Here is a 24,675-nt window from a genome sequence, read left to right on the forward strand (position 1 = left end):
GAAGCCGTCGATGTCCTTGATCTGCAGGTACGGCCCGTCGATCGCCTGCAGGTCGTAGGTCCGTGCCGCCATCAGGATGCGCATGAGGATGTAGTGGTAGGCGTCGCCGACGTCGTAGCCCGGGGGCTGCTCCCCGACGACAAGCGACTTCATGTTGATCGACGCCATGAAGTCGGCCGGGCCGAAGATGACGGTCTCAAGCCGCGGCGAGGCGCCCGCGATGGCGTCCACCTCGACCAGCCCCTTGGCGTTCTCGATCTGCGCCTCGATGCCGATCCGTCCGACCTCGAGGCCGTTGGCCTTCTCGACCTGCGTGAGCAGCATGTCCAGCGCCTGCACCTGAGCCGCCGTCTGCACCTTGGGCAGCATCACGCAGTCGAGGTCGGTGCCGGCGCCCTCGACGACCGCTATCACGTCGCCGTACGTCCACTCGGTGGTCCAGTCGTTGACCCGCACGACGCGGGTCTTGCCGGCCCAGTCGCCATCGCGCAGCGCAGCGACGATGTTGGCCCGCGCGTCGACCTTGGCCAGCGGCGACACCGAGTCTTCGAGATCGAGGAACACCTGGTCGGCCGGCAGGCCCTGGGCCTTGCCGAGCATCTTGGGATTCGAGCCAGGGACCGCGAGGCAGGAGCGCCGCGGGCGCAGGGGCTTGGGCTGCGTGCTGGCCGCCGTCATGGCGGGCAGGTTAGGCGACGGCTCACTCGGCCGGGATCGCGGGCTCCACGTCGGCCGGCCGGCCGGACACGACGATGCCCAGGCCGAGCAGCAGCAGGAGGGCGGCCGGCAGTGCCGCGAGAGGTGGCACCTGGCCGAGGAAGACGGCCGCGATCATGGCCGCGCCGGGCACCTCGAGCAGCAGCACGAGCGACACCACGGTGGGGCTCGTCGTGCGCAGCACCAGGTTGAACACCGAGTGGCCGAGCAGCTGGGCGCCGAGCGTGAGGGCGACCAGCTGCAGCCAGGTCTGGCGGCTGTAGCCGACCAGCTCGAGGCGCGCTCCGAGACACACCCCGAGCAGCACCACAGCCGCCGTCGCGTAGCAGATCAGCGTGTACGACGTCGTGCTCACCGACCGGCGGACCTCGCCCCCGGCCACGGTGTAGAACGCCGCGAAGACGCCGCCGAGCAGGGCCAGCAGGTCGCCCCACAGCGCCCGCGGCTCGAGCGAGAAGTCCACGCCGGTGAGGACGACCACCGCCACCAGCGCGATGGTGATGCCGACCCAGGTGCGCCGGGGCACGTCGTGCCCGGAGGCCCTGGCGATCAGCGCGACCCACACCGGCTGCGTGCAGACGATGGCGGTCGCGGACGCGACGGAGGTGAAACGCAGGCTCGGGACCCAGGTCGCGAAGTGCCCGGCGAGCAGCACACCCGCGCCGAGCGCCCAGCGTCGCTCGCGGGCCGTCAGTCCGCGCAGCTCGTCCAGCCGGGTGGCCAGGGCCACCGGCGTGATCGCCACGAGGGCGAAGGCGTTGCGCCACATCGCCACCGCGAGCGCCGGGGCCACGGTCGCTGCCATCAGCGGACCCGAGGTCGAGACCGCGGCCAGGCCGACCGCCATCAGAGCCAGGTCACCCCGCGGGGGGCGTGCGACGACGCCGGGCGGCGGCGCCGGCTGACGGGTCACCGGGACATCCTCGATCACGTCCTCGGCTACCCGCGCCACCGGCAGGCTGTGGCAGGCTCCCGGTGTGGACGAACCGCTGTCCGAGGCGCTGGTGGCGGAAGCCTGCGCGAAGTCGGCGCTGGTCTGGCTGCGAGCGCCAGGAGAGCAGCGCGGGCACGCCGCCTGGCACGTCTGGGCCGAGGGCGCGGTGTGCCTCGTCACCGGTGGCGCGGAGCAGCCCCTCAACGATGCGCCCGACCTCGCCGACGGGTCGGAGGTGGACGTGCTGGTGCGAAGCAAGGACAACGGCGCGCGACTCGTCGCCTTCCGGGCGGCCGTGTCGGAGGTCGCGCCCGGCACCGCAGGGTGGGACACCGTCGTCCCTCTCCTGCACGCGAAGCGGCTCAACGCGCCCGACGGCGAGGAGCAGCCCGCCCGCTGGGCCCGCGAGTCCCGGGTGCTCCGGCTGGTGCCCACGGGACGGGTGCTCGAGCAGCCCGGCCACCTGCCGAGCCGGTCCCACGCGACCGAGCCGCCGCCGTCCCCCGCGACCACCCGTGGCCCGCTCCCCTTCGTCATCGGCCGCCGTGCCCGCCGCCGGAACTGACACTCAACCGTCCATCATGATCTCGGCGAGCAGGTTGTAGGCGCGGGACCAGGCCAGCCGGTGCTCGGCGGTGAAGCGGTCGCCGAGCCGCTCGGCGAGCACGTCCAGCAGCGCGTCGCGGATGGCCGGGAAGTGCGTCGGGCGCACGCCGTACTGCCCGTGTCGGGCCCCCAGAGCGGACGCCCGGGCCTCGACCTCGCGCAGGTCGGGCATGGCGAGCGCGAGAGCCTCGATCTCGGTGGTGAACCGGTGCACCTGCACCGACATGTCCGCGGGGAACATCGGACGCAGCTCGGGGTGCCGCTGGAACAGCAGCTGGTAGAGCCGGGTCACCATCGCGGTGTCCTCGTGCACCAACGGCGCCGTCTCCACCACCCTGGCCACGTCTTCGGGCGTCACGGGCGCTCCTCCCCGAGGGCGGCGGCCACCTCGGCCCGGCTGCTGACGCCGAGCTTTGCGAAGACCCGCTGCAGGTGGTTGTCGACGGTGCGGACCGACAGCACGAGGGCCGCGGCGATCTCCTTCGACGTGCGGCCCTGGGCGACCAGCACGGCGATCTCGCGCTCGCGCGCGGTGAGCCGGTCGGCCTCACCGGTCCCGCCGGCGAGCAGTGCCGGTGTCCGCGCGCCCTCGGTCTGCTCGGCCCAGGCAGCGCTGCGCCGGCGCAGCCCGGCGGCCCGGCGGGGGTCGCCGGCCCGTGCCGCGGACGTGGCGGCGCCACTGGCTGCCTCCGCGGCGCAGAGCACCATGCCCAGCCCGGCGGCCTGCTCGGCCGCGAGCTCGAGCGCGTCCGGGTCGTCGGCCGCCGCCGCAGCCGCATGCCGGGCGAGCGCGGCCAGCAGCGCGCCGTCGTCGTGGGCGGCCAGGTCGGCCAGCGGACCGGCGACGTCCCCGGGTCGACCGAGCCGCACCCGGTCGTACGCCGCGTGCGCCGCCTGCGCCACGTGCCCGCCCGCGGCCGCGACGTCCTGCGCCGCCGCGAGGAGCACGTGCGCGGTCTCCAGGTCGCCTTCCCGCATCAGCCGCCAGGCCGGCCCGCGGGCCAGGTCGCCGGGGAACATCGAGGGACCTAGCGGGTCGAAGCCGGCGCCGTCCCACGCGGTGGCGGCGTCCTGCATCGCCGCCTGGTCGCCGAGCCAGGCGGCCGCCGTCATCATCCCGCTCGCAGCCAGCGCAGCAGGCAGCCGCTGCCCCAGCTGGCGAGCCAGCCCGAGCTGCTCCCGGTGCCACCACAGCGCCAGCCGGGGGCGGCCGCGCAGCAGGTTGGTCCGGCCGAGGGCGCCGGCGAACCACAGCTGGGACAGGGGCAGCTGGGCCCGCGCCGTCGCAGTCCAGCACTGCTGGGCCACCGCCTCGGCCTCGGCGAAGCGGCCGCCCTCGGTGAGCCCGAGCACCACCGCGAGCTGGTCCGGGCCCGGGATCTCGGGCACCTGGACCGGACCGTCGCTCAACCAGCGCACCGCCTCGACGGGGTGGCCGGAGAGGGCGAGCGCGACGGCTCGCACCCCGCGCTCGGAGAACGACACCGCACCCGGGTCGTCCTGCGGCGTCACGCCGCCCACCGGCGACTCGTCGAGGACCGCCAGCGCAGCCGTGGGGCCGGACCGCCAGGCCTCCAGCTGCACCCGTCGGATCCGGACCCGGCCCGCCATCGGGCCGGAGGCTCCCGCGCCGGCGGCTGGGCCGGCGAGCAGCTCGGCCGCCTCGTCGAGCCGGCCGAGTCCGTAGCCGAGCACGGTGGCCCGGGCGACGAGCAGGGCGGCCAGGGTGTCGGGGTCGGCGAGCTCCGCCGACCTTGCCACCGCCTCGCCCAGCACCTCGTCGGCCTCGACGAAGCGGCCGCGCTCGTACAGGACCTCGGCCAGCGCGCGGGCCGCGACCGGGCTCCCGGACGCGAGCAGCCAGGCCCGGCTCAGCCGCTCCAGCGAGTCCAGGTCGCGTGCCGAGCGGGCCAGCTCGAGGGCCGCGTCGAGCATGTCCGCCGGAGCCTGGCCGTCCGCGTCGAGGCGGAGCAGGGCCACCCGGTAGCGGTCGTCCGACCGGCGTAGCCCACTGCGCTCCAGCCGCTCGGCGTGCCGACGGGCCAGCCGCACCGCGGCCAGGGTGCCCATGTCCTCGCGCAGCACCTCGCGATGCAGCCCGTGCGCCAGCGTCACCCGCCGCCGGCGCTGTGCGGACACGACCCGCAGCAGGCCGGCCCGCTCGGCCGCCTCGACACCCCCGCCCTCGTGCTCGGCGAGCAGGTCGGCGAGGTCAACCCCGGTGCCCACCGCGAGGTCCTCGAGGACGGCCCTGACCTCGGGCCCGAGGCTGTCGACCCGGGCCTGCACCACAGAGCGGAGCACGCCGGACATCTGCGGCGTGCCCTCCAGGCGCCACACACCGTCGACCTCACGCAGCGCGCCCGCGGTGAGCGAGCCCAGGACCATCTCGCGCAGGTAGAGGGCGTTGCCGTCGCTCGCGTCGAGGAAGGCCAGCGTCGTCGCACCCGCGACCGGGCCGCCGAGCGCGCGGTGCAGGAGGGTGTCCACCGCAAGGTCGTCGAGCCTGCCGAGCTCCACGACCCGGGCCCCGCCGGACCGCCACAGCGCGCCGAGCGGGTCGGGAGCGAGCGCCGCTTCGGGGACCGTCACGAGCAGGCGGGCCGGCGCCGACGCCATGAGCGGCCCGAGCAGCGACACCGTGGTGTGGTCGAGGAGCTGCACGTCGTCCACCGCCACCACGAGGCGAGGTTTGCGGGCGACCGCGGAACGTACGTGCTCGACGACCCGTCCGGGATCGCCCACGGCGTCCCTCGGCAGCAGGTGGGAGACAGCGCCGAGGGGGGTGTCGCGAGTCGCCGGTCCCGCGGCGACCCACGTCGTCGTCCAGCCGTCGGTGGCCAGCCGGTCCATCGCCTCACGGGCCAGCCGCGACTTGCCGACCCCGGCTGCGCCGGTGACGAGCACCGCCTTGCCGGTGTCGGACCGGAGACTGTCGACGACGCTGTCGAGCTCGGCGTGCCGGCCGGTGAGCGGCCAGGACGGACGGTCCGCAGCCGATCGCGGCAGAAGCGTCGACGCAGCCATCTCGGCCCCTCCCTCCTCACCCGCGCGCACCGGCGGCCGGGCGCAGCACGGCTGACCGCATGGTAGGTCGTGCCACGGTTCGATGCGGTCGCGACGGTAGCCTGGCTTCTCGTGACCGGCGCGCCGACAAGAGTCTTCGTGGCACGCCTCGCCGGCCGTCCGCTCTTCGACCCGATGGGCGACCAGGTGGGGCGGGTGCGCGACGTCGTGGTGACGCTGCGGGTCGGCACCGAGGAGCCCCGGGTCCTCGGGCTCGTCGTCGAGGTGCCCGGCCGCCGGCGCATCTTCGTCCCGATGACCCGGGTCACCTCGATCGACGCCGGCCACGTCATCACGACCGGCCTGGTGAACATGCGCCGGTTCCAGCAGCGGCCGACCGAGACGCTGGTGCTCGGCGAGATGCTGGACCGCACCGTCGTCCTCGTGGAGGACGGCTCGCGGGTGACCGTCGAGGACGTCGGCATCGAGCAGCAGCGCACCCGCGACTGGGCGGTCACCCGGGTCTTCGTCCGGCGTCCGGGCAAGGGCCTGCGCCGTCGCGGCGAGGCCTTCGTCCTCGAGTGGCGCGACGTCAGCGGCTTCAGCATCGACGAGCACGGCCAGGGCGCGGCCAACCTGCTGGCGACGTTCGAGAAGCTCAACGCGGCCGACCTCGCCACCGTGCTGCACGGCCTGTCCGCCAAGCGCCGGGCCGAGGTCGCCGCGGCGCTCGACGACGAGACGCTGGCCGACGTCCTCGAGGAGCTGCCCGAGGACGACCAGGTCGAGATCCTGGGCAAGCTGGAGGAGGAGCGCGCGGCCGACGTGCTCGAGGCGATGCAGCCCGACGACGCGGCGGACCTCCTGTCCGAGCTGCCGCAGGCCGACGCCGAGAAGCTGCTCGAGCTGATGGAGCCGGACGAGGCGGCCCCGCTGCGCCGGCTGCTCGCCTACTCCGACGACACGGCCGGCGGCATGATGACGACCGACCCGGTCGTCCTGCCGCCCGACGCCACCGTCGCCGACGCGCTCGCCCGGGTCCGCCAGCCCGAGCTCTCCCCTGCTCTCGCCGCTCAGGTCTACGTGTGCCGCCCCCCGCTCGAGACGCCGACCGGGCGCTACATCGGCATCGCGCACATCCAGCGGCTGCTGCGGGAGCCCCCGTCCGCGCTGGTGAGCGGCGTCGTGGACCAGGGCATCGAGGCGCTCCGGCCAGAGGTGCCGCTGGGCGAGATCACGCACCACCTGGCGACGTACAACCTGGTGGCCGTGCCGGTCGTGGACGAGGCGGACCACCTGCTGGGCGCGGTGACGGTGGACGACGTCCTCGACCACCTGCTGCCCGACGACTGGCGGGCCCGCGACCGGGCGATGATGGCTGAGGGTGTCACCGACGGCGAGCCGGAGGTGTCCCGTGGCCCGTGAGCCGCGCGAGCCGCGCCGGAGCGCCCGCCTCGACCAGCCGCGGGAGATCCGCCGCTCGCTGATGCCGACGCCGACCTACGACCCGGAGGCCTTCGGGCGCTTCAGCGAGCGCATCGCGCGGTTCATCGGCACCGGCCGGTTCCTGGTCTACATGACCGTGTTCGTGGTGGTCTGGCTGGTCTGGAACGTCGTCGCCGAGGCGCTGATCTTCGACGACTACCCGTTCGTCTTCCTCACCCTGATGCTGTCGCTGCAGGCGTCGTACGCCGCACCATTGATCCTTCTGGCCCAGAACCGCCAGGCCGACCGCGACCGGGTGCAGTACGAGCAGGACCGGGCCAGGGCCGAGCGCAACATCGCCGACACCGACTACCTGACCCGCGAGCTGGCCTCGCTGCGGATCGCGGTCGGTGACGTCGCCACCCGCGACTTCCTGCGCTCGGAGCTGCGCCAGCTCCTCGAGGACATCGACGGGATCGGGGAGCGACGGGCCGTCGACGCCGAGACGGTGCGCGAGCAGCGCTGAAGTTCCCCGGCCCGGCTCCCGATGCTCAAGGGGTGAGCTCCCCCGTCCCGGACCGCCTACGCCTCGGTGACCTGCTCGTCGACGCCGGGGTCGTGACCGGGGACGAGCTGGCCGAGGCGCTGGCCGCGCAGCGCTCGATCATCGGCTCGCGACGGCGGCTCGGGCACGTCCTGGTCGACCTCGGCTTCGCGACCGAGCGCCAGATCGCCGACTGCCTCGCCGGCCAGCTCGGCCTGGAGGTCGCCGACCTGACCAAGGTCCCCCTCTCAGCCGACGCGGTGCGGCTGCTGTCCCGCGGGGTCGCCCAGCGCCTCGGCGTCATCGTGGTGGCCAGGGACGACGACCGGCTCACCGTCGCGGTCACCGACCCGACCGACGTGGTGGCTCTCGACGACGTACGGCTGCACACCGGTGTGAGCGAGCTGACCATCCTGGTGGCGACCGAGACCCAGGTCCGCGACCACCTCACCCGGGTCTGGTCGCTGTCCGAGGACTCCACCGACGTCACCACCTACTTCGACGAGATCGAGCTGGCGTCCCCCGAGGCGGAGGACGGCGGCGCCAGTGCCGACGACGCCCCGACCGTCCGGCTGGTCAACCTGGTCCTCGCCGACGCCGTGCGGGCCGGCGCCAGCGACATCCACCTCGAGCCGCAGCGCGAGACGCTGCGGGTCCGCTACCGCGTCGACGGCGTGCTGCGCGACGTCATGTCGGTGCCGCGCAGCGCGATGGCTTCCGTCGTGAGCCGCCTGAAGATCGTCTCCGGCCTCGACATCGCCGAGCGCCGGCTGCCGCAGGACGGCCGGACCCGGATCACCGTCGACGGCCAGCACGTCGACGCCCGGGTGTCGACCCTGCCGTCGATCCACGGCGAGAAGGTCGTCGTGCGGCTGCTCGCCCGCGCCGACCAGATCCCGCCCCTGGACGGGCTGGGTCTCGAGCCGGACCAGCTGGCCGTGCTGCGGCACGCCCTGTCGGCCGTGCAGGGCCTGGTGCTCATCACCGGACCGACCGGAGCCGGCAAGACCAGCACGCTCTACTCCGCCCTCGCCGACATCCACTCGACCGAGCGCAACATCGTCACCCTCGAGGACCCGGTCGAGGTGCAGATGACCGGCATCACCCAGGTCCAGGTGCACGAGCGCAGCGGGCTGACCTTCAGCCGCGGGCTGCGCGCGGTGCTCCGGCAGGACCCCGACGTGGTGCTGCTCGGCGAGATCCGCGACAGCGAGACCGCCGGGCTGGCGGTGCGGGCCTCCCTCACCGGCCACCTGGTGCTCACCACGCTGCACACCAACAGCGCGGTGTCGGCCATGACGCGGCTGGTCGACATCGGCGTCGAGCCCTTCATGGTCGCCTCGGCGCTGAGCGCCGTGGTCGCCCAGCGGCTGGTCCGGCGGCCGTGCCCCAGCTGCGCCGTGCCCGACGACCCCGAGCCTGCGCTGCTCGAGACGCTCGGCCTCGACCCGTCGATGCTCGCGGGGACTACCCCGCTGCGCGGTGAGGGCTGCGCCGACTGCGGCACCTCGGGCTACCGCGGGCGGACCGGCATCTACGAGGTGCTGCTCGTGGACCAGCACCTGCGCCGGGTCCTGGGCCGCGACCCGACCGAGCGCGCCATCGTCGGGGCCGCGACGGGTCTGCGCACGCTGCGCGACGCCGCCCTGGCGAAGGCCCTGGCCGGCGAGACGACGTTCCAGGAGGTCGCGCGGGTCAGCCCGCGCGACTGACCGGGCCCGTGGTCCGACCCTCGCCCGGCCGAGGGGGCGCGACCTGGTGGTCGTCCGCGATGCGGGCCAGCAGGTCGGCGAGCTCGTGCGCCTCGGCGTCGTCGAGCCGGCCGGTGCCGTGCTCGAGCACCCCGCGCAGATGGGTGCCGCTAGCCCCTCGCAACCGGTCGTAGCCGACGTCGGTGAGGACGGTGTAGAGCCCGCGTGCGTCGTCCTCGCAGGGCTCGCGGCGGACCAGGCCCTCGCGCTCCATCCGGTCGACGAGCCGGGTCAGGCCGCTGCGCGACAGCAGGACCCGTTCGGCCAGCTCCGACATCCGCAGCCGGCGGTCCGGCGCCTCCACGAGCTGGACGAGGACGTCGTACGACCCGAGCGGGAGCTGGTGCTGGGCCATCAGGTCGGCTTCGAGCCGGCGGATCACCCGGGCGTGCGCGCGCAGGAAGAGCCGCCAGGCGGCAAGCTGCTGGTCGCTCAGGACCCCCGGCGGCATGACTGGGATCGTAGTCGCCCCCGGCGCCGACGTAGCATCGCGGCATGCCCGCACCCAGCACGGACGCGGTCCACGCCGCCCTGGCGACCGTCGACGACCCCGAGATCCGCAAGCCGATCACCGACCTCGGGATGGTCAAGTCCGTCGACGTCTCGCCCGACGGGTCGGTCACGGTCGGCGTCTACCTCACGGTCGCCGGCTGCCCGATGCGCGACACGATCACCTCGCGGGTCACCACCGCGGTCGGCGCCCTCGAAGGCGTCACCGGCGTGCAGGTCGACCTCGACGTCATGTCGGCGACGCAGCGCCAGGAGATGCAGGCCCGGCTGCGCGCCGAGTCCGGCGTCACCGAGCGGGAGATCCCCTTCGCCAAGCCCGGCTCCCTGACCCGGGTCTACGCGGTGGCGTCCGGCAAGGGCGGAGTCGGCAAGTCCTCGGTGACGGTCAACCTGGCCGCGGCGATGGCCCGCGGCGGCCTGTCGGTCGGCGTGGTCGACGCGGACATCTACGGGCACTCGGTGCCCCGCATGCTCGGCGTCACCGGCCGGCCCACCCAGGTCGAGGACATGATCATGCCGCCGTCGGCGCACGACGTGAAGGTCATCTCGATCGGGATGTTCGTCGCCGACAACGCGCCCGTGGTCTGGCGCGGCCCGATGCTGCACCGGGCCCTGCAGCAGTTCCTCTCGGACGTCTTCTGGGGAGACCTCGACGTCCTGCTGATGGACCTGCCGCCCGGCACCGGCGACATCGCCATCTCGGTGGCCCAGCTGGTGCCGCCGGCCGAGCTGCTCGTCGTCACGACCCCGCAGCAGGCGGCGGCCGAGGTCGCCGAGCGGGCCGGCACCATCGCCCTGCAGACCCACCAGCAGATCGCCGGCGTGGTCGAGAACATGAGCTGGCTGCCGTGCCCGCACTGCGGGGAGCGGGTCGACGTCTTCGGCAGCGGCGGCGGCCAGGCGGTCGCCGACGGCCTGAGCCGCTCGCTCGGTGCGCCGGTGCCCCTGCTGGGCCAGGTGCCGCTGGACACCCGGCTGCGCGAGGGCGGCGACACCGGTCGCCCGCTGATCCTCGACGACCCGTCGGCCCCGGCGTCGCAGGCGCTGCAGCAGGTCGCCGACCAGCTCGGCCGCCGGGCCCGCGGCCTGGTCGGCCGCTCGCTGGGCCTGACCCCCGCCGGGCGCTAGGTGGCGTCCGGGTCGTAGCGCGGCGGGTCGTCTGCCGCGGGCGTCCCGGCGGCGTCGTCGCCGGCCGGGGGGCGCGGGCCCGGCCGCCGCTGCGCCCGCTCGTCGGGACCGTCGAGGGAGTCGAGGTCGATGGGGTCCAGCAGGTGCTTGCGGACCATGGTGCGCGGGTTCAGGTCACGCAGCGAGACGTCACCGAACTCGGGGCCGAGCTCCTTGCTGACCTCGGCCCGTGCGTCGTCGGCCAGCCGGCGCACCTTGCGCACCACTCGGGCCGCCTCCGCGGCGTAGCGCGGCAGCCGCTCCGGGCCGAGCACGATGACCGCCACCACGCCGAGCGCGAGGAACTCGCCAGCGCCGATGTCGAGCACGCCGCGATCCTCTCATCCCTCCGTGGCGCCGAGCGTGACGGTGACCTCGCGCTCGTCGTCGCCCCGGCGGACGGTGAGCCGCACCGTGTCCCCCGGCTGGCGGCTGCGGATCGCCACGATCAGCTCGGAGCTGTCGCCCACCGCCGTGCCGTCGATGGCCAGGATCACGTCGCCCGGCTGCAGGCCGGCCTGCTCGGCCGGCCCGTCCGGCACGATCGGCGGGGTGCCGTCGGCAGCCGAGGTCGTGGCGATGCGGGCGCCGTCGCCGTCATAGCCGCCGTCGAGGCTCGCGCCGATGATCGGGAACTGCGCCTCGCCGGTGTCGATGATCTGCTCCACCGTGCGTCGCACCTGGTTGATCGGGATAGCGAACCCCACGCCGATGTTGCCGCCGGTCTCGCCGGTAAGGCTGCCGCCGACGGTGGCGATCGCGGAGTTGACGCCGACGACCTCGCCCTCGAGGTTGACAAGCGGCCCGCCGGAGTTGCCCGGGTTGATCGCGGCGTCGGTCTGGATCGCGTTGATGTAGGCGCTGTCACCGCCGCCCTCGTCTCCCGCGGTCACCGGACGGTTCTTGGCGCTGACGATGCCGCTGGTGACGGTGCCGGACAGCCCCAGCGGCGACCCGATCGCCACGACCGGGTCGCCGACGACGACCGAGTCGGAGTTGCCCAGCGGCAGTGCAGGGAGGTTCTCCGCGTCCACCCTCAGCACCGCGATGTCATAGCTCGCCGAGGTGCCCACGACGTCCGCGGGGGCCGTGGTGCCGTCGACGAACGACACGTCAACCGCGCCTTCCGCACCGTCGACGACGTGGTTGTTGGTGACCAGCAGGCCCTCGTCGTCCAGGACGAACCCCGAGCCGGTGGCCAGGCCCTGGGAGGTGTCGACCTTGATCTGGACCACGCTCGGCAGCACGCGGGCGGCCACCCCGGGGATGCTGCGGGCCGGCCGGTCGACGCTGCGCGCCGGTGCGCTGCCGAGGTTGGACCCGTCCACGGTGACGCCACCGTCGTCCCGCTCGGCGAGCAGGTAGCCGACCGCTCCGCCCACGCTGCCCGCCACGAGGGCGACCGCCGCGGCGAGGGCCACCAGCACCGGGGTCCTGGCCGGTCGGCCCTTCTCCTTCGAACGGTCCTGGCCGATGGTGTCGGTGAGGGCCCACGGGTCATAGGGCCCGCGGTCGATCACCTCGGTGTCCGACCAGGGGTCGTACGACGCGGAGCCCGCCTGCGCCGCCGGCTCCCGGTCGGCGGCCGGAGGTGCCTCGTGGCCGGGGCCGGGGGCCTCCGCGGGGGACGACCTCTCCGCCGGGGCGGACGTCTCCGCCGCGGCGGCCTGCTCCGCTGCGTGGGGCCGCTCATGTGCGTGGGACTGCTCCGGTGCGGCAGCCCACGCTTCCTGCGGCGAGCGCGCCCACCAGGGCGAGTCGTCCGGCGCGGCCTCGTCCGGGCGGCGCTGCTCGTCGGTCATCCGTCGTGCTCCCGGGCTGGGGGAAGGGTGCTGGTGGGCTTCGCGCGGGCTACTCGAACGGGTTGAACCAGGAGGCCACCCGGTCCAGGCCACGGCCCAGCCGGTCCACCGGGCCGCCCTCACCCTGGTCCGCGCGCTCGTGCAGCAGCACGACTGCTCGGTCCACCGTACGCTGCGGCGCGTCCGCGACGACGGTGTAGACCTGTCCGCCGCTGGACCACACGATGCGGCGCGGCACCGAGTCCCGGACCCAGACCTGGTCGCCGTCGACCTCGGTGCGCCGGTAGCCGGCCACGCTCGCCGGGTCGAGCCGGCCGTGCTGCTGGAACACCGAGATGCTGGCGATGCCGTCGGCGTAGCTGAGGTGCACGATCGGGGAGTCCTTGCCGCCGCGGCGGGCGTCCACCAGCTGCAGGGGGCCTGGCAGGTGCCGCGGGCAGTTCCAGCCGTAGCTGCTCATCCGCGCGACCGCGGCCGCGTCCATCGCCGTCGGCCAGGGCCGCCCGTCGTCGGTGGCGGCCGGGCTGGGCACGCTGTCCGCGTCGCCGCTGTCCCCGTCCCCGCCGCTCTCCCCGTCCCCGTCGGCCTCCCACAGGTCGATGTCGAGGAACACGCTCTGGCGGGTCGCCCGGCCGGACGGGGCGTAGACCTCGCGCCGCAGGACGACGCCGGACTCCTCGTCCAGCCAGAACCGGGCCACGACGTCGTCGGCGGCGGTGCCGGGGCGGTAGGCGGCCACGACGGCGGTCGGCCGGCCGGCCACGTCCTCGGAGCCGTCGCTGCGCACCGAGTAGTGCCGCACCAGCAGGCCGACGGCGCCGGTGCCTAGCAACGAGGGCCGGGAGGGGACGGCCGTATGCACCCGGTCAGGGCGCCTCGGGTCCCACCAGGTGGTGGTGACGTCCCGCGGGTCGTGGGCCACCTCGAAGGTGGCGACCCGGGACGCGGCTCCTGGCTCCCAGGCGGACGCCATCTGCGTCCCCTCGTACGCCCAGGCTGCCGGGCCCGCGGAAGCGGCGCGCAGCAAGGCACGGGCGGCCGGGTCGACGTCGGGCCGCGGGCGGGTCCGGTCCGGGCGGTCGGCGTCGTCGCGCGCGGGCTCCCCGGGCGGCCCGACGAGGAGCACGAACAGCGCCAGCGACCCCACGAGGAGCACGGCGACCGTGGCCCCGACGGCCGGTGCGAGCCGTCTCACCGTCCGGACGAGGTGGGCTCGCCGATCCCCGACGGGAGCCCGGTCAGGCCGGCCGTGAGGCCGAACGCGGGGTCGCCGACCGTCACGGCGGTGGCCGTGCGGCCGTGCTCGACGGTCAGCTGGGCGACCGGCGTGACGACCGGCCCGCCGCCGTTCTCGGTACCGCCGGCGACGAACGCGGTGCCCAGCACCAGACCGGCCACGGACAGGGCGCCGGCGGCGACCAGCCGGCCCCTCCCGGCGGACCTCTGCCGGCGGGCGGCCGCGTCGCCGGGGCGCCGTGAGTCGGCCCGGTCGGCCGCGCGCTGCGGGTCGCGGGACCCGCGCGGCGGGCGATTTCCCGAGCGGCCGAACCGACCCGGCGGCGGCAGCTCGGGGACCAGCGGGCCCTGCGGCATGGTGCGGGCCCGCGGCGGCAGCGGCCCGCCCGGCGCCGCGAGCGAGAGCAGCGCCTCCACCGTCTGGGCCGAGGGCGCCGGCGCGGCGCTGCCGGCCAGCAGGGCGCGGACCGCCCGCTGCTCGTCGAGCTCCTCGCGGCACCGGGCGCAGTGGGCGACATGGGCCAGCGCGCGGTCGCGGTCCTGGTGCCCGAGCTCGCCGTCGACCAGCGCAGCGATGCGGTCGCCGAGGTGGGTCATTCCGGACGCTCCTCGACCGGCCGGCGGCCCGGCGCCCGGTGCTCGAGAGCGGAGCGCAGCTGGGACCGGCCGCGGTGGATGCGGCTGCGGACGGTGCCGAGCTTGATGCCCAGCGTGGCAGCGATCTCCTCGTAGGAGAGGCCCTCGATGTCGCACAGGACTACCGCGGCCCGGAAGTCGGGCGGCAGGTCGTCCAGGGCCCGCTGGACGTCGTCGTCGAAGTGGTTGTCGTCGTAGACCTGGGCCGGGCCGGCGTCGCGGGCCGCGAGGCGCTCACCGGCGTCCTCGCCCAGCGCGTCGAAGCGGATCCGCTGCTTGCGGCGGACCTGGTCCAGGAACAGGTTGGTGGTGATGCGGTGCAGCCAGCCCTCGAAGGTGCCTGGGCTGTAGGTCGAGAGCGACCGGAAGACTCGGACGAAGACGTCCTGGGTCAGGTCGGCGGCGTCGTGCGGGTTGCCGGTGAGCCGGTAGGCCAGCCGGTAGACCCGCGCGGAGTGGGTCTGGACGATCTCGTCCCAGCTCGGCGGCGTCCAGGCCGCCACCGAGGCGTCCGAGGCGTTCGAGGCGTCCACGGCCGGGAGGGCGGCGTCGGGCGTGCCGGGCTGCGGGGTCGGCTCGGCCACCCGCGCTCCTTCCGCCCGGCCGGAGCGGCTGGTGAGCCGTACCGGTCGCGCTGGTCGTCCTGCGACGGCCACTGCACCCATGGTGCCTCGTCTTCCTTCCTCGGACCAGCACGGAGCCACCTCGGCAGGCTGCCGGGTGTTCCTCCGGCGACCTGGTGTCCCCCTGCAACGACACCCCGGCCGGCGGGGTTCCCTCCGCTAGGCTCCGGCGCACCACGGGCGGGGTCCTACCGCTCCCGCCGCTCATGACCACCCGCCGGGAGGCCGCCATCACCGGGATCGCTGCGACGAGCTGGACCTACGCCGAGGAGTTCGTGGTGGAGGACGAGGTCCTGACCACCGCCCGCGGCAAGGGCGTCGAGCTGGGCTGCCAGCCGATCGGCCAGGGGGGCGGGGCCGCCCTCGCGGTCCTGGCCGCCGCCATCGGCGCCAAGGCGGTCGTGGAGATCGGCACCGGGGCCGGCGTGGGCTCGGTGTGGCTGCTCCGCGGGATGCGGCCGGACGGGGTCCTCACGACCATCGACGTGGAGCCCGAGCACCACCGGGCGGCCCGCGAGACCATCGCCGAGGCCGGCATCGCGTCGAACCGGGTGCGGCTGATCTCCGGCGAGGCGCTCGACGTCCTGCCCCGGCTCACCGACGGCGCCTACGACCTCGTCTTCTGCGACGCCGACAAGCAGGAGTACCCCGGCTACCTGGAGCAGGCGCTGCGGCTGCTGCGACCCGGCGGCGTCGTGGCGTTCGACAACGCGCTCTGGCACGACCGGGTCGCCGACCCGACCCAGCGGGACGAGGACACGACCGCGGTGCGCGAGCTGGGTCGCGCGGTGCGCGAGGACGAGCGGCTGACCACCGCCCTGCTCCCGGCGGGCGACGGGCTGCTCGTCGCGGTCAAGACCGCCTAGGACGGTCGGCCCGCCAAACCCTCCAGCCAGCGCACCAGCAGCCGGGCGCCGAAGCCGGTGCCGCCCCGGGTCACCTCGTGCTCGTCCCGGTCGGCGCGGGCCGGCCCGGCGATGTCGAGGTGGGCCCACGGCCGGCCGCCGGTGAACTCGCGCAGGAACAGCGCCGCCGTGATCGACCCGCCGGACACGTGCGGGTCGCCCGAGGTGTTGCGCAGGTCGGCGACGTCGGAGTCCATGGCCGACCGGTAGTCCTCGACGAGCGGCATCCGCCACAGGCGCTCGCCGCTGCTCTCGCCGGCCGCGATCAGGCCGACGGCCAGCTCCTCGTCGGTGCTGTAGAGGGCCGCGTGCCGGCGGCCCAGCCCCAGCGACGCCGCACCGGTCAGGGTGGCCAGGTCGACGAGCAGGTCGGGGTCGAGGTGGGCGTCGGCGTAGGCGAGGGCGTCGGCGAGCACCAGCCGCCCCTCGGCGTCGGTGTTGAGCACCTCGACGGTGCGCCCGCCGTAGTGCGTGACGACGTCCTGCGGCCGCAGGGCCGACCCCCCGGGGAGGTTCTCGGCCGCGGGCACCAGGGCGGTGACCCGGGCCCGCACGCCCGCGTCGCGCAGGGCGGCCATCGCAGCGATGACGGCTCCGCCCGCGGCCATGTCGGTCTTCATCGGCACCATCGCCTCGCGCGGCTTGAGCGACAGGCCGCCGGAGTCGAACGTGATGCCCTTGCCCACCAGCACGACATGGGGCAGCCGCCGGCCGCCTGGCCGGTAGGCCAGCTCCACCAGCCGCGGCGGCCGGGCCGACCCGGCGCCGACGGCGAGGATGCCGCCGAACCCCTCGGCCTCCAGTGCCCGCTGGTCGCGCACCGTCACCTCGAGCCCGGCACGCCGCCCGAGGTCGCGGGCCTGGCGGGCCAGCCAGGCCGGGTCCTTGAGCTGCGACGGGGTGTTGGCGAGGTCGCGGGCGCGATGGGCAGCGGTCGCGGCGACGGTGGCCTGCTCGACGGCTCGGGCAGCGCCCCGGGCCGGCGAGCCCCGGCCGACGTGCACCGTGATGCCGCCCACCGGGGCGGTCCTCGGGTCGCGGGCGGCTCCCTCGGCGCGGAACCGGTACGCCGCGAGCAGTGCCCCCTCCACCACGGCCCGGACGGCGGCCTCGTCCCGGCCGGCGGCCAGGTCGGTCGCGAGCGTGCCGGCGCCGGCGGCGCGTCGGGCGGCCGCCGCCCCGGCTCGGCGCAGGTGCAGCGGCGACCCCGCCCCGACACCGACCAGCAGCAGGCGCCGGGTCGGCACGGCGGGGTCGGTGACCGCCAGCTCGACGACCTCGCCGGCGTCACCCTTGGCCCGAGCCCGCTCCAGGCCGGTCGCCAGGTGCAGCCCCAGGCTCCGGGCGAGCGCGACGGCGTCCTCGCTCGCGGCCGGCCTCCCGTCGACCGACCGCACCGCCAGGGCCACCACCTCGGCGGTGGTGCCGGTCAGCGGCGCGGTCTCGACGGTCAGCCCGGGTAGGGCCACCTCGTCCCCTCTCGACGGTTCGGCCCCGACCCGCATCGCGGGCCGGGGCCGAAGGTCCTGTCGTGCTGCTGGCGCTCCGCAGAGCGAGCGGTCAGCCGACCGCGGTCTTGAGCGCGTCTCCGAGCGCACCGGCCTCGTCGGCCGAGAGCTCGACGACGAGTCGCCCGCCACCCTCGAGCGGGACGCGCATGACGATGCCTCGCCCCTCCTTGGTGACCTCGAGCGGACCGTCGCCCGTTCGCGGCTTCATGGCCGCCATGCTGGCTCCCTTCGCTTGTGCACGCCAGCAGACGGATCGGACCCGCTGCAGCCCGCAAGACGTCGACACGGCGTGTGTGTTGGGGCATTATCCCGCGAAACCCCCGGCGCGCGAAACGCGGCGCCCACTCGGCCCCCCGGAGGACGAGAAGCGTGAACGCGCGATCGGCCCTGTTCGACCTCTACGGCGACCACCTGCGGTCGCGTGGCGGGCGGGCACCAGTCGCCGCCCTGGTGCGGCTGCTCGCCCCTCTCGGGGTGGCCGCACCCGCCGTGCGCACCGCGGTGTCGCGCATGGTGCGGCAGGGCTGGCTGCACCCGGTCCGGCTCGACGGCGGACCGGGCTACGAGCTCACCCCGCGGGCGGTGCGCCGCCTCGACGACGCCGCGACCCGCATCTACCGGACGCAGGCCCACGGCTGGGAGGGCATCTGGCACCTGGCGGTCACGTCGCTCCCCGGCGAGCGCAGCCGGCGCGACCGGGTCCGGGCCGGCATGACGTTCCTCGGCTTCGCGCAGCTCGACGACGCGACGTGGATCGGGCCGCGGTGGTCGGAGGAGGTCGACTCGCTGCTCGAGGTCGAGGGCGTGCGCGCCGAGCGCTTCACCGCCCGCCACGACGGCGACTCGATCGGCCTGGTCCGCCGGGCGTGGGACGTCGAGGGACTGGCCCGGGCGTACGCCCGATGGCTCTCGGACGCGGAGTCCCTCGTCTCGGCCGCGGGGCCGGACCCCGACGACGAGACGGCCTTCGCCACCCGCTCGCGGCTGGTCCACGAGTGGCGAAAGTTCCTCTTCCTCGACCCGGGCCTGCCCCGTGCGCTGCTCCCCGACGACTGGCCCGGCGAGAAGTCGGCCGAGTTCTTCGACTCGGAGAGCGAGCGGCTGCGCCCGGGGGCGACCCGCTTCGTCGACAGCTGCCTGACGCTGGCACCCTGATCGGGCCACACCCCCACCCGGAGGAGACCCGTGCCCGACGTCCTGCGCCTCGAGACCTCCGACGCCGTCGCGACCGTGACCCTGGACCGGCCGGACGCGATGAACGCCCTCGACACCGAGCTGAAGGTCGCGCTGCGCGACACCCTGGCCGCGCTCGCCGAGGACGACGCGGTGCGCGCCGTGCTCCTGACCGGGAGCGGACGCGCGTTCTGCGTCGGGCAGGACCTGGCTGAGCACGCCGGCAACCTGCGCGACGACCGGGACGCCGTGTGGTCGACGGTGCCTGAGCACTACACGCCGATCGCCACCCTGCTGGCGACGATGCCGAAGCCGGTCGTCGCCGCGGTCAACGGCACGGCGGCCGGGGCGGGCGCGGCCTTCGCGTTCGCCTGCGACTTCCGGGTCGCGGCCGAGTCCGCGAAGTTCACGATGGCGTTCTCGGCGGTCGGGCTCTCCGCGGACTCCGGGTCGTCGTGGACGCTGCCGCGGCTCGTGGGGCTGGCGAAGGCCAAGGAGCTGCTCATGCTCGGCCCTACCCTCACCGCCGCCCAGGCGTACGAGCTGGGCCTGCTCACCGAGGTGGTCCCGGCCGACCAGGTGACCACCCGGGCGCGGGAGCTGGCCGGGCGCCTGGCGCAGGGTCCGACGCTGGCGCTCGGGGCGATCCGCCAGGCGCTCGCCTACTCGGCCGGGCACGGCCTGGCCGAGTCGCTCGCCTTCGAGCAGCAGATGATGGAGCTCACCGGCTCGTCGGACGACCACGTCGGCGCGGTGGAGTCCTTCCTGCAGAAGCAGACGCCGGTCTTCGAGGGCCGCTGAGGTGGCCGCGGAGGACAACCTGCGGACGATCGAGGCGCTCTACGCCGCCCTCGACCGCGGCGACGGGGAGACCATGGCCGGGCTCTACGCGCCGGAGGCCACCTTCACCGACCCGGTCTTCGTCGGGCTCTCCGACGGCGAGCCGGGCGACATGTGGCGGATGCTCACCGCCCGCGCCCAGGACATGTCGGTCGAGCTGGTCGGGCGCGACGCGGAGGCCGACCGCGGCACGGCGCACTGGGTCGCGCGCTACACCTTCGGCCAGACCGGCCGGCCGGTCCTCAACGACGTCCGCTCGGTGTTCCGCTTCGACCGGAGCGGCCGCATCGTCGACCAGCAGGACGACTTCGACTTCTGGCGCTGGGCCCGCCAGGCGCTCGGCCGCAGCGGCCTGCTGCTCGGCTGGACGCCGGTGCTGCAGCACCAGGTGCGGGACCGGGCCCGGGCCGGCCTCGAGGCCTTCCGCAACCGCTGAGTCAGTCCCACGTGTGCACCGGCGCGCCGGTCCGGGCGTGCGCGACGTACCGGCGCACCGTCTCGCGCAGCGCCGCCTCGCGCGGCGCGCCCTGGGCCTCGAGCCGGGTCACCGTGCGGTCCTGCCACTCGCTGCCGGTCGAGCGCCGGGCGATCCGGTCGGCGACGACACCGAGGTAGCGGCTGACGTCGGCCTCGTCGACGTGCCAGGCGCGCAGTCCCTCGGCCGCGAGCGGGAGCAGCGTGTCGAGCACCAGGCGGTCCGCCGGCCGGCGCACCGGCCGGTCCCGGTCGGCCCAGCACAGCACCGCGGCCGGCCCGTACCTGGCGGCGGCCCGCAGGTCGCCGGCGACGGTGTCGAACTCGATCAGCTCGGTCAGGGGCCGGCCACGGTCGGCGACCGCACGGACCAGGCCGAGGTAGAACGCGGAGTTGGCCGCCATGTCGGCGCCGGTCGGCCCGCTGGGCATCACCCGGCTCTCGATCCGCAGGTGGGGGTGGTCGTGCTGCACGTCGTAGACCGGGCGGTTCCAGCGCCAGATGGTGCCGTTGTGCAGCCGCAGGTCGTGCAGCGTCGGCACCCGCCCGTCGCGCAGCTCGTCGAGCGGATCGGCCGTCTCGACCAGCGGCAGCAGCGGGGGCATCCGGCGCACGTTGTCGTCGAGCACCTCCAGGGGTGAGGCCACCCAACGGTCGCCGAACCAGACCCGCGGCGGGTGCTGGGCCGGCACCGCACGCTCCCGACGGGTGCGGATGTCGAGGGACTGCTCGATGAGCGGGATGCGCGTCTCGTGCCACAGCCGGTGCCCGAGCAGGAAGCGTGCGTTGCCGCTGACCGCGACCAGTGCCGGGCTGACCGCCTGGGCGGCGTTGTAGTAGCGGGCGAAGTCGTCCGGCGCGACCTGCAGGTGCACCTGGAGGCTGGTCGCCGCGGCCTGGATCGCGATGCTCGAGGTCGTCAGGGTCAGCGGCTCGGGTCCGCTGATGTCGAGGTGCACGACTCCGCGGCGGGCACGCGCGAGGGCCGAGTCCAGCAGCGCGTAGCGCGGGTTCTCGGACAGGTGCTCGACCGTCAGGTCCCCGGCGTGCAGGGTCGGCAGCGTCCCGACGGCCATCGCCGTCGCCCCGACCTCCTGCGCGACCCCGCTGACCGCGGTCAGCGCCCCGCTCAGCTCGTCGTCGAGCCGGCGCAGCACGTCTCCCCGCAGCGGTCGGGGGTCGAGGTTGAGCTCGAGGTTGAAGCGCGACAGCTCCGCCTGCACGTCGCGCCGGGCGAGGGAGCGCAGCACCGCCGGGTTGACCAGCCGGGGACGGCCGAGGGGGTCGACCAGGTCGAGCTCGACCTCGAAGCCGCAGCTGTCGGCGCGCACGTCGAGCTGCCCGTCCCGCAGCATCTCGCCCAGGGCGGCGATGCTGCGGTCGAGCCGGCGGCGGACCGCGCGGACGTCGAGGTGGTCGACCGGGACCTGCACCGCCTCTCCCATGCCCTGACCCTGGGCGCGTCCGCCCGGCCGGAGCAGGACCGAAAGTCCTCTACCTGGCGGCAGAGGGCCCGGTCAGCGGAAGAGTGGGTCTGCTGTCGGTCAGCGGAAGTCGCAGCCGGCGAGGTGGTCGTTCACCATGCCGGTCGCCTGCATGAGGGCGTACGCCGTGGTCGGCCCCACGAAGCGGAACCCCTCGCGCTTGAGCGCCTTGGCCATGGCGGTCGACTCGGGGGTGACCGCCGGCACGTCGGCCGACGTGCGTGGCGCAGCCCTTGGAGGGTCCGGCGCGAAAGACCACAGCAGCTCGCTCAGCGACCTGTCCAGCGCGAGGACGGCTCGCGCGTTGGCGATGGTGGCCGCGACCTTGGCCCGGTTGCGCACGATGCCCGCGTCGGCGAGCAGGCGCGTCTCGTCGTCGATGTCGAAGGTCGCGACCACGGCCGGGTCGAAGCCGGCGAAGGCGGCCCGGAAGGCCGGCCGCTTGCGCAGGATGGTCAGCCAGGACAGGCCGGACTGGAAGGCCTCGAGGCTGACCCGCTCGAAGAGCTCGGTGTCCCCGTGCAGCGGCCGGCCCCACTCCTCGTCGTGGTAGCTCAGGTAGTCGGTCGACGGCCCGGCACCCCACGGGCAGCGTGGCCGGCCGTCCGGCCCCGGGACCGGGCCCGTCACGGCTGCGCGACGACGTACCGCGCGAGGCGGCGCAACGACACCTGCAGCAGCACGCGCAGCGGGATGCGCGCCACCGGCCAGACGAGCTGCCCGATGGCGCCGAGAGGCAGCAGCACCCACTCCGACCACACGACACGGGAGCGGCCGGCGCCGAGGTCCTCGACCTCGAACGCACCCGAGCCGCGGACGACCTTGCCGGTGTGCCGGACCACGGCCCGGCGCGGCGGCTCCCAGACGGTGATGGTCATCGTGTCGAGGAAGCCGAGCCGGCCGATGCCGGTGAAGGCCCTGATCTCGCCGCCCTCGGCCCGGTCGCCCTCGGCGCGGGTCAGCAGCATCCACCGGTCATGGGCCGCCCAGTCGGTGAGGGCCTCCCAGACCTGCTCGGCGGGAGCGTCGACGTCCTGGGTCAGGACGAGCTCGGCCATGTGCGTCCCTCCAGCTCGGCGATCCGGCGGTCGCGCTCGTCGAGCTCGTCGAGGAGCCGGTCCAGCACGTCGTCCACCTCGTTCATGCGGTAGCCGCGGAAGGCGAGGGTGAACCGGAGGCCGTTGACGGCGGCCCGGTCGACCGGGCCGCTCGGCAGCACGCCGCGGGACGAGCGGTCCGGGTCGGCGTCGGGCAGCGACCCGCCACGGCCGGCGGCCACGACCGCGATGGCCGCGATCACGCCCAGCAGGACCAGGAGCAGCAGGATGGACACGATGGCGATCGTGCCACGCTGGTCCGATGACGGTGCGGCTGGGCGCGAGGGAGTTCGGTCCGGAGGACCTGGTCGTGATGGCGATCGTCAACCGCACGCCGGACTCGTTCTACGACCGAGGCGCCTACCTGGACGACGCAGCCGCCATGGCAGCGGTGGACCGGGCGGTCGAGGAGGGCGCCGAGGTCGTCGACCTCGGAGGGGTCAAGGCGGGTCCCGGCGAGCCGGTCGACGCGGCGGCGGAGATCACCCGGACGGCGGGCTTCGTGGCGGCGGTTCGGCGGCGCCACACCGACCTGGTCATCAGCGTCGACACGTGGCGGGCGGAGGTCGGCCGGGCCGCCTGCGAGGCCGGCGCCGACCTGCTCAACGACCCGTGGCAGGGGGCGGATCCAGGCCTGGCGGTGGTCGCGGCCGAGCACGGCGCCGGCCTGGTCTGCAGCCACGCCGGCGGCCTGCCGCCGCGCACCGACCCGCACCGGGTCGCCTACGACGACGTGGTGGCCGACGTGGTCGCCACGGTCGCCGGGCTGGCCGCGCGCGCGGTCGCCGCCGGCGTGCGCCGGGACGGGATCCTGGTCGACCCGGCGCACGACTTCGGCAAGAACACCTACCACTCGCTGGAGGTGACCCGGCGGCTGGACGAGGTGGCGGCCACCGGCTGGCCGGTGCTGGTCGCGGTGTCCCGGAAGAAGTTCCTCGGCGAGGTGCTCGACGCCGAGGCCGGCGACCGGCTCGAGGCGTCGCTCGCGGCGACCGCGGTGGCGGCCTGGCTCGGCGGACGGTTCTTCCGGGCGCACGACGTGCAGGCCACCCGCCGCGTGCTCGACACGGTGGCGAGCATCCGCGGCAGCCGCCCGCCGGCGGTGGCCCGTCGCGCCCTCGCCTGAGGCCTAAGGCTCGGCCTCGATCAGCTCGTCCGGGGCCGCGGTGAGCGGCTCGGCCTGCGTCCCGGCCTCGAGCGCGTCGAACGCGGCCGGCATGTCGCTCGCCCAGGTCACGGCTGCTCTCGCCTCGGGGCGTACGAAGCCCTGCTCGACCAGCAGGTCCACCTGCGCGCGCAACGGGTCGAAGACACCGCCCGGGTCGAGCACGACGACCGGCTTACCGTGCATCGCCAGGGTCCGCGAGACCCAGATCTCCAGCAGCTCCTCGAGCGTGCCGAGGCCGCCGGGGAGGGCGAGGAACGCGTCGGCCCTCTCGTCCATGCCGGCCTTGCGGCTGCGCATGTCGTCGGTGACGAGCAGCTCGTCGGCGTCGTGGTCGGCCACCTCCAGGTCGACCAGGACCCGCGGCACGACGCCGACGGTGCGCGCGCCGCCGGCCCGCGCGGCCCGGGCCACCGCCCCCATGCAGCTGACGCTGCCGCCGCCGCTCACCAGCGAGTGGCCGCGCCGGGCCAGCTCGGTGCCGACCGCGGCGGCCAGCTCGACGTGCGCGGGGTCGATCCGCCCGCTGGACGAGCAGAAGACGCAGATCGCGCTCATCGAGAGGGCTGCCGCCGGCGCTCCGGCCCTCCGGAGGCGTCGGCCTCGGCCCGGTCGGAGGCGGCGACGCGGGCGGCCTCCTCCTCAGCGGCGGCCCGCCACTCCGACTCCGCCTGGTGGACGAAACGGACCGCCTCGACCGGGTCGTCGGTGACCTTGAAGAGGGCGAGGTCCGCCTCCTTGATCTTGCCTTCGGCCAGCACGGTCGAGCGCAGCCAGGCCACCAGGCCGCCCCAGTAGGCCTCGCCGAGCAGCACGACCGGGAACGACGTGACCTTGCGGGTCTGCACCAGGCAGAGCGCCTCGAAGAGCTCGTCGAAGGTGCCGAAGCCGCCGGGCAGCACGATGAAGCCCTGCGCGTACTTCACGAACATCGTCTTGCGGGCGAAGAAGTAGCGGAAGTCGACGCCGATGTCGACCCACTCGTTCATGCCCTGCTCGAAGGGCAGCTCGATGCCCAGGCCCACCGACACCCCGCCGGCCTCGCAGGCGCCCTTGTTCGCGGCCTCCA

The 24,675-nt window shown here is 75.0% G+C and carries 28 protein-coding genes; 10 read left to right on the forward strand and 18 right to left on the reverse strand.

The genetic code is table 11. The features are described from left to right. Together VK640_01070 and VK640_01075 are read right to left on the reverse strand one after the other, a co-directional pair. The coding region (locus VK640_01070) for a CoA ester lyase (GenBank protein HTE71778.1) at window positions 1–678 on the reverse strand (678 nt) is incomplete at its 3' end. Window positions 679–700: 22 nt separating this feature from the next. Further along, on the reverse strand, window positions 701–1,630 hold the full coding sequence (locus VK640_01075) for a DMT family transporter (GenBank protein HTE71779.1): 930 nt from the start codon (window positions 1,628–1,630) through the stop codon (window positions 701–703). A gap of 64 nt (window positions 1,631–1,694) precedes the next feature. Between VK640_01075 and VK640_01080 the strand changes: the two genes are divergently transcribed. Further along, window positions 1,695–2,216, forward strand: coding sequence for a hypothetical protein (locus VK640_01080; protein HTE71780.1), 522 nt, complete (start codon window positions 1,695–1,697; stop codon window positions 2,214–2,216). A 3-nt stretch (window positions 2,217–2,219) separates the two neighbouring features. On the opposite strand, the gene VK640_01085 is transcribed toward VK640_01080, so the two are convergent. Together VK640_01085 and VK640_01090 are read right to left on the reverse strand one after the other, a co-directional pair. Further along, a complete protein-coding gene (locus VK640_01085) occupies window positions 2,220–2,615 on the reverse strand; it encodes a globin domain-containing protein (GenBank protein ID HTE71781.1) in 396 nt (131 codons plus the stop codon). Next, complete coding sequence (locus tag VK640_01090) at window positions 2,612–5,284, reverse strand: LuxR C-terminal-related transcriptional regulator (GenBank protein ID HTE71782.1); 2,673 nt, start codon at window positions 5,282–5,284, stop codon at window positions 2,612–2,614. Before VK640_01090 ends, VK640_01085 begins: the two co-directional genes overlap by 4 nt. Window positions 5,285–5,395: 111 nt before the next feature. On the opposite strand from VK640_01090, the gene VK640_01095 reads away from it, so the two are divergent. From VK640_01095 to VK640_01105, 3 genes are all read left to right on the forward strand, one after another. Continuing rightward, complete coding sequence (locus VK640_01095; protein HTE71783.1) at window positions 5,396–6,688, forward strand: CBS domain-containing protein; 1,293 nt, start codon at window positions 5,396–5,398, stop codon at window positions 6,686–6,688. Window positions 6,689–6,749: 61 nt separating this feature from the next. Next, complete coding sequence (locus VK640_01100) at window positions 6,750–7,214, forward strand: DUF1003 domain-containing protein (GenBank protein ID HTE71784.1); 465 nt, start codon at window positions 6,750–6,752, stop codon at window positions 7,212–7,214. 32 nt (window positions 7,215–7,246) lie between these two features. Further along, window positions 7,247–8,944, forward strand: a complete 1,698-nt coding sequence (locus VK640_01105) for a GspE/PulE family protein (protein ID HTE71785.1) — start codon at window positions 7,247–7,249, stop codon at window positions 8,942–8,944. On the opposite strand, the gene VK640_01110 is transcribed toward VK640_01105, so the two are convergent. Then, window positions 8,928–9,434 (reverse strand): MarR family transcriptional regulator, encoded by a 507-nt coding sequence (locus tag VK640_01110; GenBank protein HTE71786.1) that lies wholly within the window; start codon window positions 9,432–9,434, stop codon window positions 8,928–8,930. The two genes, VK640_01105 and VK640_01110, sit on opposite strands and share 17 nt — an antisense overlap. Window positions 9,435–9,478: 44 nt before the next feature. On the opposite strand from VK640_01110, the gene VK640_01115 reads away from it, so the two are divergent. After that, entirely contained in the window at window positions 9,479–10,621 is a 1,143-nt protein-coding gene (locus tag VK640_01115; GenBank protein ID HTE71787.1) for a P-loop NTPase, read from the forward strand. On the opposite strand, the gene VK640_01120 is transcribed toward VK640_01115, so the two are convergent. Genes VK640_01120 through sigE form a run of 5 tightly spaced genes read right to left on the reverse strand, consistent with a single transcriptional unit; the run spans window position 10,618 to window position 14,999 of the window. Beyond that, entirely contained in the window at window positions 10,618–10,989 is a 372-nt protein-coding gene (locus tag VK640_01120) for a sec-independent translocase (GenBank protein ID HTE71788.1), read from the reverse strand. The genes VK640_01115 and VK640_01120 overlap by 4 nt on opposite strands. Window positions 10,990–11,001: 12 nt before the next feature. Further along, the gene (locus tag VK640_01125; GenBank protein HTE71789.1) at window positions 11,002–12,462 is read right to left on the reverse strand and encodes a trypsin-like peptidase domain-containing protein; all 1,461 of its coding nucleotides are present in this window, start codon (window positions 12,460–12,462) and stop codon (window positions 11,002–11,004) included. 49 nt (window positions 12,463–12,511) lie between these two features. After that, window positions 12,512–13,657, reverse strand: a complete 1,146-nt coding sequence (locus VK640_01130) for a sigma-E factor regulatory protein RseB domain-containing protein (protein ID HTE71790.1) — start codon at window positions 13,655–13,657, stop codon at window positions 12,512–12,514. Continuing rightward, complete coding sequence (locus tag VK640_01135; protein ID HTE71791.1) at window positions 13,654–14,295, reverse strand: zf-HC2 domain-containing protein; 642 nt, start codon at window positions 14,293–14,295, stop codon at window positions 13,654–13,656. The genes VK640_01130 and VK640_01135 overlap by 4 nt, the downstream gene beginning before the upstream one ends. Then, a complete protein-coding gene (gene sigE, locus VK640_01140; GenBank protein HTE71792.1) occupies window positions 14,292–14,999 on the reverse strand; it encodes an RNA polymerase sigma factor SigE in 708 nt (235 codons plus the stop codon). Before sigE ends, VK640_01135 begins: the two co-directional genes overlap by 4 nt. Before the next feature lie 164 nt (window positions 15,000–15,163). On the opposite strand from sigE, the gene VK640_01145 reads away from it, so the two are divergent. After that, window positions 15,164–15,823 (forward strand): O-methyltransferase, encoded by a 660-nt coding sequence (locus VK640_01145; protein HTE71793.1) that lies wholly within the window; start codon window positions 15,164–15,166, stop codon window positions 15,821–15,823. Here VK640_01145 and VK640_01150 read toward each other — a convergent pair. Together VK640_01150 and VK640_01155 are read right to left on the reverse strand one after the other, a co-directional pair. Continuing rightward, window positions 15,820–17,331 carry a leucyl aminopeptidase gene (locus VK640_01150; protein ID HTE71794.1) on the reverse strand — a complete coding sequence of 504 codons (1,512 nt, stop codon included), beginning with the start codon at window positions 17,329–17,331 and terminating at the stop codon, window positions 15,820–15,822. The two genes, VK640_01145 and VK640_01150, sit on opposite strands and share 4 nt — an antisense overlap. 91 nt (window positions 17,332–17,422) lie before the next feature. After that, window positions 17,423–17,590, reverse strand: a complete 168-nt coding sequence (locus VK640_01155) for a DUF3117 domain-containing protein (GenBank protein HTE71795.1) — start codon at window positions 17,588–17,590, stop codon at window positions 17,423–17,425. Between the two features lie 152 nt (window positions 17,591–17,742). Here VK640_01155 and VK640_01160 point away from each other — a divergent pair, with 152 nt between their 5' ends. Genes VK640_01160 through VK640_01170 form a run of 3 tightly spaced genes read left to right on the forward strand, consistent with a single transcriptional unit; the run spans window position 17,743 to window position 19,822 of the window. Further along, window positions 17,743–18,528 carry a PaaX family transcriptional regulator C-terminal domain-containing protein gene (locus VK640_01160; protein HTE71796.1) on the forward strand — a complete coding sequence of 262 codons (786 nt, stop codon included), beginning with the start codon at window positions 17,743–17,745 and terminating at the stop codon, window positions 18,526–18,528. 30 nt (window positions 18,529–18,558) lie between these two features. Further along, window positions 18,559–19,347 carry an enoyl-CoA hydratase-related protein gene (locus VK640_01165; protein HTE71797.1) on the forward strand — a complete coding sequence of 263 codons (789 nt, stop codon included), beginning with the start codon at window positions 18,559–18,561 and terminating at the stop codon, window positions 19,345–19,347. Between the two features lies 1 nt (window position 19,348). After that, a complete protein-coding gene (locus VK640_01170) occupies window positions 19,349–19,822 on the forward strand; it encodes a nuclear transport factor 2 family protein (GenBank protein ID HTE71798.1) in 474 nt (157 codons plus the stop codon). A 1-nt stretch (window position 19,823) separates the two neighbouring features. Here VK640_01170 and VK640_01175 read toward each other — a convergent pair whose 3' ends face one another. The 4 genes from VK640_01175 to VK640_01190 all read right to left on the reverse strand — a co-directional run bounded on the left by VK640_01175 (window position 19,824) and on the right by VK640_01190 (window position 22,677). Beyond that, window positions 19,824–21,305 (reverse strand): hypothetical protein, encoded by a 1,482-nt coding sequence (locus VK640_01175; protein ID HTE71799.1) that lies wholly within the window; start codon window positions 21,303–21,305, stop codon window positions 19,824–19,826. Between the two features lie 99 nt (window positions 21,306–21,404). Beyond that, the gene (locus VK640_01180; GenBank protein HTE71800.1) at window positions 21,405–21,974 is read right to left on the reverse strand and encodes a DNA-3-methyladenine glycosylase I; all 570 of its coding nucleotides are present in this window, start codon (window positions 21,972–21,974) and stop codon (window positions 21,405–21,407) included. Further along, window positions 21,971–22,402: an SRPBCC family protein gene (locus tag VK640_01185; protein ID HTE71801.1), complete on the reverse strand. Its 432-nt coding sequence runs from the start codon at window positions 22,400–22,402 to the stop codon at window positions 21,971–21,973. The genes VK640_01180 and VK640_01185 overlap by 4 nt, the downstream gene beginning before the upstream one ends. Then, complete coding sequence (locus VK640_01190) at window positions 22,384–22,677, reverse strand: DivIVA domain-containing protein (protein HTE71802.1); 294 nt, start codon at window positions 22,675–22,677, stop codon at window positions 22,384–22,386. Before VK640_01190 ends, VK640_01185 begins: the two co-directional genes overlap by 19 nt. 26 nt (window positions 22,678–22,703) lie before the next feature. Between VK640_01190 and folP the strand changes: the two genes are divergently transcribed. Beyond that, window positions 22,704–23,567, forward strand: a complete 864-nt coding sequence (gene folP / locus VK640_01195) for a dihydropteroate synthase (protein ID HTE71803.1) — start codon at window positions 22,704–22,706, stop codon at window positions 23,565–23,567. A gap of 3 nt (window positions 23,568–23,570) precedes the next feature. Here folP and VK640_01200 read toward each other — a convergent pair whose 3' ends face one another. Together VK640_01200 and VK640_01205 are read right to left on the reverse strand one after the other, a co-directional pair. Continuing rightward, window positions 23,571–24,164 (reverse strand): TIGR00730 family Rossman fold protein, encoded by a 594-nt coding sequence (locus VK640_01200; GenBank protein ID HTE71804.1) that lies wholly within the window; start codon window positions 24,162–24,164, stop codon window positions 23,571–23,573. Beyond that, window positions 24,161–24,675 (reverse strand): TIGR00730 family Rossman fold protein (locus VK640_01205; protein HTE71805.1); only part of this gene is annotated, 515 nt, incomplete at its 5' end. The genes VK640_01200 and VK640_01205, both read right to left, overlap by 4 nt.

The sequence above is a fragment of the Actinomycetes bacterium genome (assembly GCA_035489715.1).
GTDB lineage: Bacteria > Actinomycetota > Actinomycetes > JACCUZ01 > JACCUZ01 > DATHAP01.

Coding starts and splice junctions, on each gene's coding strand:
- VK640_01090 (HTE71782.1), bottom strand. CDS start 5,284: ATGGCTGCGTCGACGCTTCTGCCGCGATCGGCTGCGGACCGTCCGTCC.
- VK640_01100 (HTE71784.1), top strand. CDS start 6,750: ATGCCGACGCCGACCTACGACCCGGAGGCCTTCGGGCGCTTCAGCGAG.
- VK640_01110 (HTE71786.1), bottom strand. CDS start 9,434: ATGCCGCCGGGGGTCCTGAGCGACCAGCAGCTTGCCGCCTGGCGGCTC.
- VK640_01115 (HTE71787.1), top strand. CDS start 9,479: ATGCCCGCACCCAGCACGGACGCGGTCCACGCCGCCCTGGCGACCGTC.
- VK640_01125 (HTE71789.1), bottom strand. CDS start 12,462: ATGACCGACGAGCAGCGCCGCCCGGACGAGGCCGCGCCGGACGACTCG.
- VK640_01135 (HTE71791.1), bottom strand. CDS start 14,295: ATGACCCACCTCGGCGACCGCATCGCTGCGCTGGTCGACGGCGAGCTC.
- sigE (HTE71792.1), bottom strand. CDS start 14,999: ATGGGTGCAGTGGCCGTCGCAGGACGACCAGCGCGACCGGTACGGCTC.
- VK640_01145 (HTE71793.1), top strand. CDS start 15,164: ATGACCACCCGCCGGGAGGCCGCCATCACCGGGATCGCTGCGACGAGC.
- VK640_01155 (HTE71795.1), bottom strand. CDS start 17,590: ATGGCGGCCATGAAGCCGCGAACGGGCGACGGTCCGCTCGAGGTCACC.
- VK640_01175 (HTE71799.1), bottom strand. CDS start 21,305: ATGGGAGAGGCGGTGCAGGTCCCGGTCGACCACCTCGACGTCCGCGCG.
- VK640_01185 (HTE71801.1), bottom strand. CDS start 22,402: ATGGCCGAGCTCGTCCTGACCCAGGACGTCGACGCTCCCGCCGAGCAG.
- folP (HTE71803.1), top strand. CDS start 22,704: ATGACGGTGCGGCTGGGCGCGAGGGAGTTCGGTCCGGAGGACCTGGTC.
- VK640_01200 (HTE71804.1), bottom strand. CDS start 24,164: ATGAGCGCGATCTGCGTCTTCTGCTCGTCCAGCGGGCGGATCGACCCC.